This is a genomic window from Nocardioides sp. (assembly GCF_035429765.1).
In the GTDB taxonomy this organism is placed as follows: Bacteria; Actinomycetota; Actinomycetes; order Propionibacteriales; family Nocardioidaceae; genus Nocardioides.
In genome coordinates this window covers 1-13,873 of the sequence record NZ_DAOMFK010000072.1, presented here as the reverse complement: position 1 = coordinate 13,873, position 13,873 = coordinate 1, and the positions used below count along the sequence as shown (strand labels likewise).

The 13,873-nt window shown below is 74.3% G+C and carries 11 protein-coding genes; 7 read left to right on the top strand and 4 right to left on the bottom strand.

Annotation, left to right across the window (positions count from 1 at the left end):
* Positions 1-1,242: iron uptake transporter deferrochelatase/peroxidase subunit (gene efeB / locus PLP61_RS08655; RefSeq protein ID WP_324502228.1), on the top strand; the 1,242-nt coding region annotated here is incomplete at its 5' end.
* A gap of 98 nt (positions 1,243-1,340) precedes the next feature.
* Positions 1,341-2,927, top strand: coding sequence for a phosphoglycerate dehydrogenase (gene serA / locus PLP61_RS08650; protein ID WP_324502227.1), 1,587 nt, complete (start codon positions 1,341-1,343; stop codon positions 2,925-2,927).
* A gap of 71 nt (positions 2,928-2,998) precedes the next feature.
* Here serA and yczR read toward each other — a convergent pair whose 3' ends face one another.
* The gene (gene yczR / locus PLP61_RS08645) at positions 2,999-4,447 is read right to left on the bottom strand and encodes a MocR-like transcription factor YczR (protein WP_324502226.1); all 1,449 of its coding nucleotides are present in this window, start codon (positions 4,445-4,447) and stop codon (positions 2,999-3,001) included.
* 63 nt (positions 4,448-4,510) lie between these two features.
* Here yczR and yczE point away from each other — a divergent pair, with 63 nt between their 5' ends.
* Positions 4,511-5,200 (top strand): membrane protein YczE, encoded by a 690-nt coding sequence (gene yczE / locus PLP61_RS08640; RefSeq protein ID WP_324502225.1) that lies wholly within the window; start codon positions 4,511-4,513, stop codon positions 5,198-5,200.
* A 94-nt stretch (positions 5,201-5,294) separates the two neighbouring features.
* Here the strand turns inward: yczE and PLP61_RS08635 are convergent, their stop codons facing one another.
* The 3 genes from PLP61_RS08635 to PLP61_RS08625 form a co-directional block, all read right to left on the bottom strand.
* Positions 5,295-6,710 (bottom strand): FAD-binding oxidoreductase, encoded by a 1,416-nt coding sequence (locus PLP61_RS08635; RefSeq protein ID WP_324502224.1) that lies wholly within the window; start codon positions 6,708-6,710, stop codon positions 5,295-5,297.
* Positions 6,711-6,803: 93 nt separating this feature from the next.
* Positions 6,804-9,704 (bottom strand): ATP-binding protein, encoded by a 2,901-nt coding sequence (locus tag PLP61_RS08630; protein ID WP_324502223.1) that lies wholly within the window; start codon positions 9,702-9,704, stop codon positions 6,804-6,806.
* Positions 9,705-9,770: 66 nt separating this feature from the next.
* Positions 9,771-10,337 (bottom strand): O-methyltransferase, encoded by a 567-nt coding sequence (locus PLP61_RS08625; protein ID WP_324502222.1) that lies wholly within the window; start codon positions 10,335-10,337, stop codon positions 9,771-9,773.
* A 400-nt stretch (positions 10,338-10,737) separates the two neighbouring features.
* Here PLP61_RS08625 and PLP61_RS08620 point away from each other — a divergent pair, with 400 nt between their 5' ends.
* From PLP61_RS08620 to PLP61_RS08605, 4 genes are all read left to right on the top strand, one after another.
* Positions 10,738-10,863, top strand: coding sequence for a hypothetical protein (locus PLP61_RS08620; RefSeq protein ID WP_324502221.1), 126 nt, complete (start codon positions 10,738-10,740; stop codon positions 10,861-10,863).
* A 10-nt stretch (positions 10,864-10,873) separates the two neighbouring features.
* Positions 10,874-11,947, top strand: a complete 1,074-nt coding sequence (locus PLP61_RS08615) for a 3-isopropylmalate dehydrogenase (RefSeq protein WP_324502220.1) — start codon at positions 10,874-10,876, stop codon at positions 11,945-11,947.
* Positions 11,948-12,121: 174 nt separating this feature from the next.
* Complete coding sequence (locus PLP61_RS08610; RefSeq protein ID WP_324502219.1) at positions 12,122-13,198, top strand: branched-chain amino acid aminotransferase; 1,077 nt, start codon at positions 12,122-12,124, stop codon at positions 13,196-13,198.
* A 46-nt stretch (positions 13,199-13,244) separates the two neighbouring features.
* Positions 13,245-13,873, top strand: a 629-nt coding sequence (locus tag PLP61_RS08605) for a serine/threonine-protein kinase (protein ID WP_324502218.1), incomplete at its 3' end; no start/stop codon positions are given.

Genomic DNA, 13,873 nt, shown 5'->3' with positions numbered 1-13,873 from the left:
CGGGGGCTGCTGGGTGGTACGGCGCTCGCGGCCGGCTCCGCGGGGGCCGGCTTCGCGGCCGGGCGCGGGACCGCCGACCGGGCGCCGTCTGCGGGCCGCACGCCCAGGGCGTACGACTTCCACGGCACCCACCAGGGCGGGATCACCACGCCTGCGCAGGACCGGCTGCACTTCGCGGCCTTCGACGTGGTCTCCGACTCGCGCGACGAGCTGGTCGCCCTCCTTCAGGCCTGGACCGAGGCCGGTGAGCGCCTGGTGCGTGGGGCAGGCGCCGGCCCGGTCGGCCCGGTGGAGGGTGCCTACGACCTGCCGCCGGACGACACCGGCGAGGCGATCGGGCTGCCGCCGTCCGGCCTCACCCTCACCTTCGGCTTCGGGCCGACGCTGTTCCGTGACGCCGAGGGCGCCGACCGGTTCGGCCTGGCCGACCGGCAGCCGGCCGCGCTGCAGCAGCTGCCGCACTTCCCCGCCGACGTGCTGGACCCCGCCCGCAGCGGCGGGGACCTCTGCGTCCAGGCGTGCGCCGACGACCCGCAGGTGGCCGTTCACGCGATCCGGAACCTGGCCCGGATCGGCTTCGGCACCGTCTCGGTGCGCTGGTCCCAGCTGGGGTTCGGCCGCACCTCCACGACCAGCACCGGTCAGTCCACGCCGCGCAACCTCTTCGGCTTCAAGGACGGCACCATGAACGTCAAGGCCGAGGAGGCCGACGAGCTGGACCGGCACGTGTGGGTGGGTCCGGACGACGACCCGGCGGGCTCCTGGCTGGCCGGCGGGTCCTACCTGGTGGCCCGCCGCGTGAACATGGCCGTCGAGGTGTGGGACCGGCAGCCCCTGGGCGACCAGGAGCGGTTCATCGGACGGACCAAGGCGTCCGGGGCGCCGCTGTCGGGCGGGAAGGAGCTGGACCAGCCCGACTTCGAGATGCCCGGACGTGACGGACCGGTGGTGCCGGTGACCTCCCATGTCGCCGTCGTCCACCCCGACCACAACGACGGGGCGCGGATGCTGCGTCGCGGCTACAACTTCGTGGACGGCAGCGACGCCCTCGGCGGGCTGGACGCCGGGCTGTTCTTCCTGGCCTACGTGCGCGACCCCCGCACCCACTTCATCCCGATGCAGATGAGGATGGCGACCAACGACGCCCTGATGGAGTACCTCAGGTTCACCTCGTCCGCCCTGTTCGCGGTCCCGCCCGGGACCAGGCCCGGCGAGTACGTCGGCCAGCGGCTGTTCACCTGACCGGACCGGGCGTGGGAGAGGCCGCCGAGACAGGTACAGTGGGCGCCGCACAGCGTCGTGCACGGTCCACCGGCCCCGACCCATCGCGAGGACACGCTGTGAGCAAGCCCGTCGTACTCATCGCCGAAGAGCTGAGCCCCGCCACCGTCGAGGCGCTCGGCCCCGACTTCGAGATCCGGCACTGCAACGGCGCCGACCGGGCCGAGCTGCTTGCCGCCATCGCCGACGTCGAGGCCATCCTGGTGCGCTCGGCCACGAAGGTCGACGCCGAGGCGCTGGCCGCCGCCACCCGGCTCAAGGTCGTGGCCCGAGCCGGAGTGGGCCTGGACAACGTCGACGTCAAGGCCGCCACCCAGAGCGGCGTCATGGTCGTCAACGCCCCCACCTCCAACATCGTCTCCGCCGCCGAGCTGGCGGTCGCGCTGATGCTGGCCGCCGCCCGGCACCTCTCTCCGGCCCACGCCTCGCTGAAGAACGGGGAGTGGAAGCGCTCGAAGTACACCGGCACCGAGCTGTACGAGAAGACCGTCGGCATCGTCGGGCTCGGCCGGATCGGGGTGCTCGTCGCCCAGCGGCTCAACGCCTTCGGCATGTCGGTCATCGCCTACGACCCCTACGTCCAGGCCGGCCGGGCCGCGCAGATGGGGGTGCGCCTGGTCGACCTCGACACCCTGCTCGCCGAGGCCGACTTCATGTCTGTCCACCTGCCCAAGACCACGGAGACCCTCGGGCTGATCGGCGCCGAGCAGCTGGCCAAGGTCAAGCCGTCGCTGGTGCTGGTCAACGCCGCCCGCGGCGGCATCGTCGACGAAGGAGCGCTCTACGCCGCGCTCAAGGAGGGCCGGGTCGCGGCCGCCGGGCTCGACGTGTTCGCCAAGGAGCCCTGCACCGACAGCCCGCTGTTCGAGCTCGACAACGTGGTGGCCACCCCGCACCTGGGAGCCTCCACCGAGGAGGCCCAGGAGAAGGCCGGCATCGCGGTGGCCCGCTCGGTGCGCCTGGCGCTCTCGGGGGAGCTGGTGCCCGACGCCGTCAACGTCCAGGGCGGGGTGATCGCCGAGGACGTCCGACCCGGGATCCCGCTCACCGAGAAGCTCGGCCGCATCTTCACCGCGCTGGCCGGCGAGGTGGCCCAGCAGGTCGACGTCGAGGTCCGCGGCGAGATCACCGAGTACGACGTGAAGGTGCTCGAGCTCGCAGCCCTGAAGGGCATGTTCGCCGATGTGGTCGAGGACCAGGTCTCCTACGTCAACGCGCCGCTGCTGGCGGCCGAGCGCGGCACCGCCGTACGCCTGGTCGCCGACCCGGAGAGCCCCGACCACCGCAACCTGATCACCATCCGGGGGACGCTCGCCGACGGCTCCCAGGTCTCGGTCTCCGGGACCCTCATCGGCATCAGCCAGAAGGAGCGGCTGGTCGAGATCAACGGGTTCGACGTCGACCTCGAGCCCACCGACCACCTGGCCTTCCTGCGCTACGTCGACCGCCCGGGCATGGTCGGCATCGTCGGGCGGATCCTCGGCGAGGCCGACGTCAACATCGCCGGCATGCAGGTCTCCCGCGACGAGAAGGGCGGCGCGGCCCTGGTCGCCCTCTCCGTCGACACCGCGATCCCCACCGAGACCCTCGACGAGATCGAGCAGGCCATCTCCGCCCTCTCGGTCCGCGCCGCCAACCTCCGTTAGTACGGTCCCCACGCGGGGTCAGCCGGCCTTCCGGACCCCGCGTTGGGACCGTACTAACTCACGGAGTGAGCTCAGGCCACGACGGTACGACGGGGCCGGCGCCGCTCGGGCCGCGGTGCGGTCGCGGCACGCCAGGCCTCCCGCAGCCGGGCCACGGCCTCGACCAGCTCGGCCTCGGGCCGGGTGCAGGGGATCCGCAGCCACGACCCGAACCCGCCCTCGGGCGCGAACACCGGGCCGGGGGTGACGACCACGCCCAGACGCTCCGCCTCGTCGGCCAGCGCAGTGGCCCGGGGTGCGGGCAGCCGGCACCACACGGCGAGACCGCCGTCGGGTGGACGGAACGACCAGTCCGGCAGCTCGCGGGCCAGGGCGCCGAGCAGCGTCTCGCGCTGACGCGCCAGCCGCTCGCGGTGCCAGGCCAGCACCGGTCCGATCCCGGCCAGCAGCCTGGCCGTGGCGAGCTGCTCGAGCACCGGGGCGCCGAGGTCCATCGCCAGGCGCGTCTCGGTGAGCGCGGTGATCATCGAGGCCGGTGCCCGGAGCCAGCCGATGCGCAGCCCGCCCCAGACGACCTTGCTGACCCCGCCCACGCAGATGGCCGTGCCGCCCGCCTCGGCGAGGTGGGCGGCCAGCGGCCGTGGGGCCGGCGCCTTCCCGGTGCCCAGCAGGTGGAGCGTCTCGTCGACCACGGTGACGGTCCCCGCAGCCGCCAGGGCCCGGGCCACCACCGACCGGTCGCGGTCCCCCATCAGGCGGCCCGTGGGGTTCTGGTAGTCCGGGATGAGGTACGCCGCCGCGGGGCGCAGCCGGCGGGTCGTCCGGGTCAGCGTCTCGACGTCCCAGCCGTCGGGGTCGACCGGGGTGGTCACGAGCCGGCCGCCGGCGGCCGCGAAGGACCGCGGCGCGTTGGGGTAGACCGGGGCCTCCACGAGCACCCGGTCCCCGGTGCGCAGCAGGGTCCGGGCCACCACGGTCGCGGCGGCGAGCGCGCCCGGCGTGATCATGACCTGGTCGGGGTCGGTGGGAAGCCCGCGCTCCTCGTAGGTCGCCGCGACCGCGCGCTGCAGCTCGGGCAGCCCTGCGGGGTAGTAGCCGGGGCCGGACAGGTAGGCCGGCAGGTCAGCGACCGCTGCCGCGTAGGCGGCGGTCAGCCCGGGGACCGCGGAGGAGGCCGCGCAGCTGAGGTCGATGGTGGTGCCGTCGCCGCGGTCGCGCGGGCTGAGTGCCCGGTCCAGGGTGCGCGCCCGCCCCCCGGGGATCCGGGTGAAGGTGCCCGAGCCCCGTTGCGCCGCGGCGTACCCCCGCTCGCGGAGCTCGGCGTAGGCCCGGGTGACGGTGGTTCGAGAGAGGCCGAGCACGACCGCGAGGTCACGCTCGCTGGGCAGCCGGGTGTCAGGCGGGATGCGGCCGTCCCCGATGGCGAGCTGGACCGCGTCGGCCAGCCCGGAGTACGCCGGGTGCGGGTCGAAGCCGTCCACCAGCGCGGCGACACGGGCGGGGCCGACGGTGCGGGTCACGCAGGCCACTGTCCCACGATTGGCTATTTCCGCCAAGGCCAATTCTCGGGCAGCATTCCTCGCATGACGACCTCGCTGGCACACCTCGGCCCGGTCGCCCAGGTGCGCGCCGGCCGGATGACCCGGCGGCTCACGCAGCTGCTGGTCGGCCTGGGCCTCTACGGGGTCTCGATGGCCCTGATGATCCGCAGCGGTCTGGGGCAGATGCCGTGGGACGTGCTCCACTACGGACTGGCCAGGCACCTGTCGCTCACCATCGGCCAGGTCGTGGTGGCGACCTCGTTCCTGGTGCTGCTGCTGTGGGTCCCGCTGCGTCAGCTGCCCGGGCTGGGCACCGTGCTGAACGCGGTGCTCGTCGGGCTCTCGGCGGACGCCGCGCTGCTGCTGCTCGCCACCCCCGAGGACCCGGTGGCCCGCGCCGGGTTCGTCGTCGCCGGCGTGCTCCTCAACGGGCTGGCCACCGCGATGTACCTGGGCGCGCAGCTCGGGCCCGGTCCCCGCGACGGGCTGATGACCGGCTGGGTACGCCGTACCGGGCTGTCGGTGCGCCTGGTGCGCACCACCCTGGAGGTCGCCGTGGTCCTCGCCGGCTGGCTGCTCGGCGGCGTCGTCGGCGTCGGCACCGCGCTCTACGCGCTCTCGATCGGCCCGCTCACCCAGCTCCTGCTCCCGCGGCTCACCCTCCGCCTCGGTCGGGTCCCGGTCCGTCCGGAGGCGTGTCCGGAGTGGGTCGGCCAGCGCCCGCCGGGTTAGTACGGTCCCCACGCGGGGTCAGAAGGCCCTCCGGACCCCGCGTGGGGACCGTACTATCTGGGGCGGTTGCGACGAGCGGATCGGGAGGGTCCGGTCAGCCGCCGGACGGGTCGATGTTCTGGTTGATGCGGAAGAGGTTGTGCGGGTCGTAGCGCCGCTTCACGTCGACCAGCCGCGGGTAGTTGTCCCGGTACGACGCCCGCACCCGCTCCGCCCCCTCGTCCATGAGGAAGTTGACGTACGCCCCGCCGGCCGAGGTCGGGTGCAGCGCCTCCCAGTAGGCCTTGGTCCACTCGGTGATCGCCCCGGCGTTCGCCGGGTCGGGGTCGACACCGACGATCACCCCGGCCCAGCCGCCGTCGCGGTAGGCGAAGGCCGTCTCGTCCGCGCCCGTCCGCGCGGCCGCCCCGTCGACGGGGTAGAGGTGCATGCTGGACAGGCCCGTGGGCAGCGCCTCGCCGAAGCGGGCGTGCGCCTCGATCGCCTCGTCGGTGATCTCGGTGAAGAAGTCGGCCCGCCAGTACCACTGCAGCCCCGGCGGGTACAGCCCGTCGAAGGCGCCCTGGAGCGCCGGGTAGGGCAGCTCGTGGATGCCGTCGAGGAGCGGGGTGCCGAAGGACCGCACCGGGGCGAGCACCTCCTCGGCCCGGGCGTGGGGTCCCGTGTAGGCCCACACGATCGCGGCGGCCTTGCGACCCCACAGCTCCTCGGGGAACGGCGGGCCACCGGGGACCGTGATCAGCCCGAACCACCCGCTGAGCTCCTCCGGCAGGGAGGGCAGCACCGTGCGGTACCAGCGCAGCACCTCGCCGGTGTCGGCCAGGTCGTAGAGCACGGGGCCGGCGAGGATCGTGCCGTTCTCACCGACCGGGTGGCAGCGGAAGACGAACGACGTGACGACGCCGAAGTTGCCGCCACCGCCCCTGAGCGCCCAGAACAGGTCGGGGTGCGAGGTCGCGCTCGCGGTGACCAGGCTGCCGTCGGCGAGCACCACGTCGGCGGAGACCAGGTTGTCGACGGTCAGGCCGTGCTGCCGGGCGAGGTAGCCGATCCCGCCACCGAGGGTGAGCCCGCCGACGCCGGTGGTGCTGATGATCCCGCACGGTGTGGCCAGGCCGAAGGCCGCGGTCGCGTGGTCGACGTCGCCCCACGTGCAGCCGCCGTCGACACGGACCAGGCCCTGGTCGGGCGAGACCGTGGTGCTGCGCATCAGCGACAGGTCGACGACCAGGGCGTCGTCCCACACGCCCAGCCCGCCGGCGTTGTGGCCCCCGCCGCGTACGGCGAGCGTGAGGCCGAGGTCCCGGGCCACGGCGACGCACGCGCGGACGTCCGCGACGTCCCGGCACCGCACGACCGCCGCCGGCCGGCGGTCCACCATCGCGTTGTAGACGGCCCGGGCCTCGTCGTACCCGGGGTGCTCGGGGGTGATCACCTCGCCCCGGACGGTGGTGGCGAGGTCGGTGAGGGCGCCGGCCAGGGTGGCGGGACGCTGCTCGGTCGTGGTCATGGGGGCTCCCGGTGGTCGTGGATGTGGCCGCCACGGTAGGAACCGGGGCGTTCGCGCAGCGTTCGTCGTCGCCCGGGCGGGCGTTCGCCGGTCCTACCGGGGCGCGGTCGCCGGCCGCTGCCAGTCCTCGCGCGTACGCCGTGCCTCGGCGTCGGCCCGGGCCCGCGTCCGGTCGGCGGCCGCACGGTCGGGCAGGATCTCGGCCAGGAGCGAGAGCCAGTAGGGCATCCGGACCAGCGCGCGCTGCCGCTCGAGCGTCTCGATCCCGGTCCGGGCCAGGGCGACGCCGTCGGGACCCCCCAGGCACCAGCCCTCCAGGATGCGGCCCCACTCCCCGTAGTAGCTGAACTGCATCCGGTCGCACAGCCGGGTCACCTCGGCGGCCGCGGTCCGGCAGGCGTCCGGCTCGCCCAGGAGCTGGTGGGTGATCGCGGCGTACGCCCGGGCCACCACGTAGGAGTACTGGTGGCCGCTCGCCCGGGCCTCCGTGAGCGCGGCCTCAGCGAGCTCGCGCGCCAGGTCGGGCTGCCCACAGGCGAGTGCCGCGTGCGCCCACCACGCCGTGGTGTGGACGCGGGCCCGGGTGCCGAAGCTGAGCGCCTCGTCACTCATCGAGTCGTGGGCCAGGGCGAAGTGCTCCAGAGCCGGCCCCGGCCGGCCCAGGTGGAGCGCCGACCCCGCCATGGCGAAGTGCGCCTGGCCGAAGCGCCGGTCCCCGGGCCGCACCAGCGCGACCGCGCGGGTGGCCAGCTCGTAGGCCTCGTGCAGCCGCCCGCCGACGAACACGGTCGACCACAGCCCCACCATCGCGGCCACCTGCTGCTCAGGCAGCCCCAGCAGCCCGGCGAGCTCCACGGAGCGCTCGCAGGTGCGCTCCAGCTGGGGCAGCGTGTAGCCGTGCAGGGCGAGCATCACCGGCGCCGACGCCTCGAGGCAGCGCAGCTCCTGCTCGTCGCGGGACCGGCCGGCGGGCAGTGACCCGAGCAGCTCCAGCGCCGAGTCGAGCAGCACGAGCGCCTCCGCGTGCGCGAAGACCCGTGCCGTGGCATCGGCGGCCTGCAGGTAGTACCCGAGCGCCCGGCCGGGGTTGCCGGCGAGACGGTACTGCTCGGCGACCTGCGCCGCGGCCACGGCGTCGGACCCGGAGGCCTGGACCAGCTCGAGCGACTGGGCCAGCCGCCGGTGCAGCAGCCAGCGGCGTGCCGGGGGGACCAGGGCGTACGCCGCCTGGCGCAGCAGGTCGTGGGAGAAGTCGTAACCGTCCTCGAGCTCCCGGACGATGCGGTGCCGCCACAGCTCGTCGACGGCGAGCACGACGGAGTCCGCGTCGAGGTCGCTGGCCTCCACGAGCACGGCCAGCGTGAAGTCGCGACCCAGCGCCGCGGCCAGCCCTGCGGTCTCCCTGGCGGCGGGACTGACCAGCTGCAGCCGGCGCCGCAGGATGTCGTGCCACCGCGCGCCGGTCGCGTCAGGTGCCTCGCCCGCAGCACGAGCCGCCTCGATGACGAACAGCGGGAAGCCGCCGGTGGCCTCGTGGAGCAGCGTGCCCTCCTCACGGCTCACCGGCCGACCCCGTACCGCTCTCGCCAGCGCGGCGGTCCGGTCCGCGTCGAGCGGGCCGAGCGGCACCTCGGTGAGGATGCCCCGGGTCCGCAGCACCGAGGCCCACGCGGCGACCTGCCCGGCGGCCGCCTCCGCGTCGCTCCGCGCGGTGACCGCGAGCAGGAGCGGCGCCTCGGGGGCCAGGTTGAGCAGGAACCCGCACAGGCTCAAGGTGTCGGGGTCGCACCACTGGGCGTCGTCGAGGACCAGCAGGGTGGGTCGGCCCACCGCGAGCAGCGCCCGGGCGACCCCCTCGAAGAAGCGGTGCCGCTGCCACACGTCGTGGCTCGGTGCCGGCTCTGGTTCGCCGGCCGAGGCGGCGGCCGGCGTGAGCCGGTCGACCTCGAGCCGCCAGGCCGCGTCGAGCCGGGTCCGGGCCGCGCGCACGGCCGGGGTGCGCAGCCAGTCGGCCACCGGGGAGAGGGACAGCCGCCCGGTCGTGTCGAAGCAGCGGGTGACCGCCACCACCGCGCCGCTGCGGCGGGCGTGTGCCTGCAGCTCCTTGACCAGTCGGGACTTGCCGACCCCGGCCCCGCCGTAGACGACCAGGGCCTGGGCCTGTCCGGACGCGGCACGCTCCCAGGTCCGGGTGAGCCGGTCCAGCTCGTCGGTCCGCCCCACCAGCGCGGCCGGCCCGGGACCGGGCCGACGGGTGCGCGGGGCCCCGCGGCCCAGGATCTGGTCCAGTGCGAGGAGCGTCTCGGGGGCCGGGCCCACGCCCAGGTCGCGCTCGAGCAGGGTGGCGAGGCGGTGGAAGGTGCGGATGGCGCCGGACCGGTCGCCGCGGCCGGCCTGCACCTCCATCAGCCGGCGGTGGGCCGCCTCGTCGTACGGCTCGACCGTGACGCGTCTGCGCAGCGCCTCCACGGCCGCCTCGGGGCGGCCCGAGCGCAGCGCCGCCTCGCAGACCAGGTCGCACAGCCGGGTGCACGCCGTGCGCAGCTCAGCCCGGACCTCGTCGAGCCACTCGCCGTCGATGCCCGGGAGCAGGTCGCCGCCGTACAGCGCCAGCGCCGCCTGGCCGTGCCGCAGCACATCCTCGTCGGCGTCGGCCGCCCCGGCCGCCGCGCACCCGGCCAGGAACCGGCTCAGGTCGACCCGGTGCCGGCCACGGTCGTGCCAGCACAGGTGGGACGAGGTCACCTCGAGCGAGTCGTCGTCGGGGCCGAGGAGGCGTCGCAGCGTGAAGAGCTCGCGGCGCAGGTTGGTCAGCGCCTGGGCGTCACCCGAGTCCGGCCAGAAGCTCCCCGCGATCGCCGCCCGCGACTGCGGGGCCCCCGTTCGAGCCACCAGCAGTCCCAGGAGCGCGACCGTCCGGACCGACCTGGTCCGGATGTGCTCGGTGGCGGGGTCGACCACCGACTGTTCCCCCAGCAGGGTCACGGTGAGCATTGCGGTCTCCGTGCTCCAGCCTAGCCAGGCAAGCCTTACCTGGCACGCGGCGACGCGGCCGGGGCGTCAGCGCCGGGTGGCGATGACGGCGCTGGCGTCCGGGGCCACCATGACCTCGACGGCGACGAACCGCTCGTCGGTGAGCCACTCCTCGCGCAGGGTGTCCACGCGGCCGTACTCGACCGGGGGCCACCCCGCGCACGGGGTGAAGTCGTCGAGCACGACGAGGCCGCCCGGCTCGACCAGGTCCGCCACCGAGTCCACCCGCACCTCGGAGGTCTCCCCGGAGTCCAGGAACAGCAGCGAGAAGGGCCCCTTGTCCAGCAGCGTGGCCCAGTCGGCGGCGAGCACCTCCACCCGGGGGTCGTCGGCGAAGATCTCCGCGGCCGCACCGGCCAGCTGCGGGTCGAGCTCGGCGGTGAGGATGCGGGCGTGGTCGGGGACGCCCGAGCGCAGCCAGGCGGTGCCCACCCCGCAGCCCGTGCCGAACTCCGCCAGTGTGCCGGTCCGTGTGGCGGCGAGGGTGGCCAGCAGCCGCCCGGTCTCGTTGCGGCAGAACGACACGTTGCCCGCCCGCCGCGACACCTCGAACGCACGGGAGACCAGGTCGGGAAGATCGGGGGGTGCGCTCATGGGGGAGAAGTCTGTCATCCGGACCAGGTCGTCTCGCATCCTGGAACCGATCGCCCGAACGGTGGGCAGCACCGCGCCGTACGACGTACCGTGGTCCCACCATGCGGAGCGTCTTCGTACTCATCGACTGCCGCGGCGGGGCCTGACAGGTAGGCCACCTCGCCGCGGTGTTCGGCGTGGACGGGCCTACCACTGGCGCTATTCGCCTCCGCGGCGGGTCCCCGAAGCTCCGGCGAGACCCGCAGCCTCCCGGGTCCGATCCCGACCCGCCCACGCGATCCGTGGGCCCCGGTCCGCATCTCCTCTCCGCCGCGGGGGCGGCGCCGCCGCCCGGCTCTGCCGGGCCCCCGACGCACCCCCGCCCGGCTCTGCCGGGCCCCCGACGCACAGGAGAGCACCGATGTACGACATGTATCCCGAGTGGGGTCCGGCCAGCCACGACCCCGACAACCCGCGCAGCCACGAGGCCGTCCAGGCCGCGCTTGACCTGCGAGACGGCGGCGGCCTGTGGCCGGAGGACAACTAGCCTTGCGACCATGACCGACCCGTCGCCCGCCAGCGCGCCCGCCGACCTGCTCCGCCTCGCCGTGGTCCCCGGCGACGGTATCGGGCCGGAGGTCACCACGGAGGCGCTGAAGGTCCTCGAGGCCGCGTCCCCGGTCAAGGTCGAGCAGACCCGCTACGACCTCGGTGCCGAGCGCTACCTCGCCACCGGTGAGGTGCTGCCGGACTCCGTGCTCTCCGAGATCCGGGAGCACGACGCGATCCTCCTCGGCGCCGTCGGCGGCCGGCCCGGCGACCCGAACCTGCCGCCGGGGATCCTCGAGCGCGGCCTCCTCCTCCGGCTGCGCTTCGAGCTGGACCACTACGTGAACCTGCGGCCCTCGCGGATCTTCCCCGGTGTCGCCTCCCCCCTGGCTGATCCCGGTGAGGTCGACTTCGTGGTCGTCCGCGAGGGCACCGAGGGCCCGTACACCGGCAACGGAGGCGCCCTGCGGGTCGGCACCCCGGCCGAGGTGGCCACCGAGGTCTCGGTCAACACGGCGTACGGCGTGGAGCGGGTGGTGCGCGACGCGTTCGCCCGCGCGATGCGGCGGCGCCGACGGCTGACCCTGGTCCACAAGACCAACGTGCTCGTGCACGCCGGCGCGGTGTGGTCGCGGATCGTGGCGGAGGTGGCCCAGGAGTTCCTCGCGGTGAGCGTGGACTACCTCCACGTCGACGCGGCCACGATCTTCCTCACCACCGACCCGTCGCGGTTCGACGTGATCGTGACCGACAACCTGTTCGGCGACATCCTCACCGACCTGGCCGCCGCGGTCACCGGCGGCATCGGGCTGGCCGCCTCGGGGAACATCAACCCCGACCGGACCGCGCCGTCGATGTTCGAGCCCGTGCACGGGTCGGCGCCCGACATCGCCGGCCAGCAGAAGGCCGACCCGACCGCCGCGATCCTCTCGGTCTCGCTGCTGCTCGACCACCTCGGCCACCCCGAGGCGGCCGCGGCCGTGGAGGCCGCCGTCCTCGCCGACCTCGCCGCGCGGGTGCCGGGAGCCCCCCGGCGTACCGCCGAGGTGGGCGACGCGATCGCGGCGCTCGTCACGCGCTGAGGCTCGGGGCCTGCGTCGGATTCCCCGCCCGGGCGGGGAATCCCGCACCTGTAGGGGGAAGCATCCCCCGACAAGTGCCAGTCTGCCGTGCGACGTCGGCAGGGCCCGACCACCACGGCGTACGCCGCCACGCCAGCGCACCACCCCCGTGAAAGGTCGGCTACCGTGCCTCCTATGCAGATCAGCACCACCCTCTCCTCCCACGCCGTCGACGACTCCCGGCTCGCCGAGATCCTGGCCAACCCCGGCTTCGGGGTGCACTTCACCGACCACATGTTCACCCTCGAGTGGACGCCGGATGAGGGCTGGCACAGCGCCCGGATCACGCCGTACGCACCGCTGAGCCTCGACCCGGCGACCGCGGTCCTGCACTACGCGCAGGAGATCTTCGAGGGGATGAAGGCCTACAAGCACGACGACGGGTCGATCTGGACGTTCCGCCCGAAGTCCAACGCAGCCCGCATGGCACACTCCTCCGAGCGCCTGGCACTGCCGGTCCTCGACATCGACGACTTCGTCCAGGCCGTGGACGAGCTGGTCCGGGTGGACCGCCGCTGGGTCCCCGACAGCGAGGGGGAGAAGAGCCTCTACGTCCGGCCGTTCATGTTCGCCTCCGAGGCGTTCCTCGGGGTCCGGCCGGCCAACCACGTCACCTTCATGGTGATCGCCAGCCCCGCCGGCGCGTACTTCGCCAAGGGCGTCAAGCCGGTCACCCTGTGGCTGTCCACGCAGTACACCCGCGCCGGGCACGGCGGCATGGGCGCGGCCAAGACCGGCGGCAACTACGCCAGCAGCCTGGTCGCCCAGCAGCAGGCCGCCGCCCAGGGCTGCGACCAGGTGGTCTTCCTCGACGCCCAGGAGGGCAGGTACGTCGAGGAGCTCGGCGGCATGAACATGTTCTACGTCTTCGCCGACGGCCGGCTGGTCACCCCGGCCACCGGCACGATCCTCGAGGGGATCACCCGGCGCACCATCATGGAGTTCGCGGGCACCCTCGGGCTCACGGTGGAGGAGCGCCGGATCTCGGTGGACGAGTGGCGCGACGGCGTCGCCTCGGGAGCGATCAGCGAGGTCTTCGCCTGCGGCACCGCGGCCGTGGTCACCCCAGTCGGCAGCCTCAAGTGGGACGGTGGCCAGACCCCGGAGGTGAGCGAGGCCGGGGAGGTCACGATGCGGATCCGCAAGGCGCTCGTCGACGTGCAGTACGGCCGGGCGGAGGACACCCACAGCTGGCTGCACCGGGTCTGCTGAGGCTGCGCTCCCCGGGCCGAGGGCCCGCCACGGGTACCCTCGACGGGTGACGTCGACCCAGCCCCCGCAGGCGCCACCCGGCCTCACCGTGGCCGGGTACGCCCTGCAGACCCGCCTCGGCGAGGGCGGCATGGGGGTGGTGCACCTTGCCCGGCGCCCGGACGGCCGGCCGGTCGCGCTCAAGGTCATCCGACCGCACGTCGTCGGCGACGACGAGGCCCGCGCCCGGCTCGCGCGGGAGGTCGGCTCGCTGAGCCGGATCCGCTCACCGCGAGTGGCCGAGATCGTCGACGCCGACCCCTGGGGCCCGGTGCCCTACGTCGCCACCCGCTACGTCCCCGGCCTGTCCCTGCACGACCAGGTGCGCGACGAGGGCCCGATCACCGGCCCGGACCTCGACTGGTTCGCCCTGTGCCTGGCCGAGGCGCTGGCAGCGGTGCACGACTGCGGCGTGCTCCACCGTGACGTGAAGCCCTCCAACGTGCTGATGGAGGGTCGCAGCCCGGTGCTGATCGACTTCGGGCTGGCCCGGGTCGCCGACGACCCCCGGCTCACGCTCACCGGTTGGCTGCTGGGCACGCCCGGCTACCTCCCGCCGGAGATCCTGCACGGCGAGGACGCCACCCCGGCCTCCGACGTCCACTCCTGGGCGGCCACCGTCGCCTTCGCCGGCAC

Coding starts and splice junctions, on each gene's coding strand:
- yczE (WP_324502225.1), top strand. CDS start 4,511: ATGACGACCTCGCTGGCACACCTCGGCCCGGTCGCCCAGGTGCGCGCC.
- PLP61_RS08635 (WP_324502224.1), bottom strand. CDS start 6,710: ATGACCACGACCGAGCAGCGTCCCGCCACCCTGGCCGGCGCCCTCACC.
- PLP61_RS08630 (WP_324502223.1), bottom strand. CDS start 9,704: ATGCTCACCGTGACCCTGCTGGGGGAACAGTCGGTGGTCGACCCCGCC.
- PLP61_RS08625 (WP_324502222.1), bottom strand. CDS start 10,337: ATGAGCGCACCCCCCGATCTTCCCGACCTGGTCTCCCGTGCGTTCGAG.
- PLP61_RS08620 (WP_324502221.1), top strand. CDS start 10,738: ATGTACGACATGTATCCCGAGTGGGGTCCGGCCAGCCACGACCCCGAC.
- PLP61_RS08615 (WP_324502220.1), top strand. CDS start 10,874: ATGACCGACCCGTCGCCCGCCAGCGCGCCCGCCGACCTGCTCCGCCTC.
- PLP61_RS08610 (WP_324502219.1), top strand. CDS start 12,122: ATGCAGATCAGCACCACCCTCTCCTCCCACGCCGTCGACGACTCCCGG.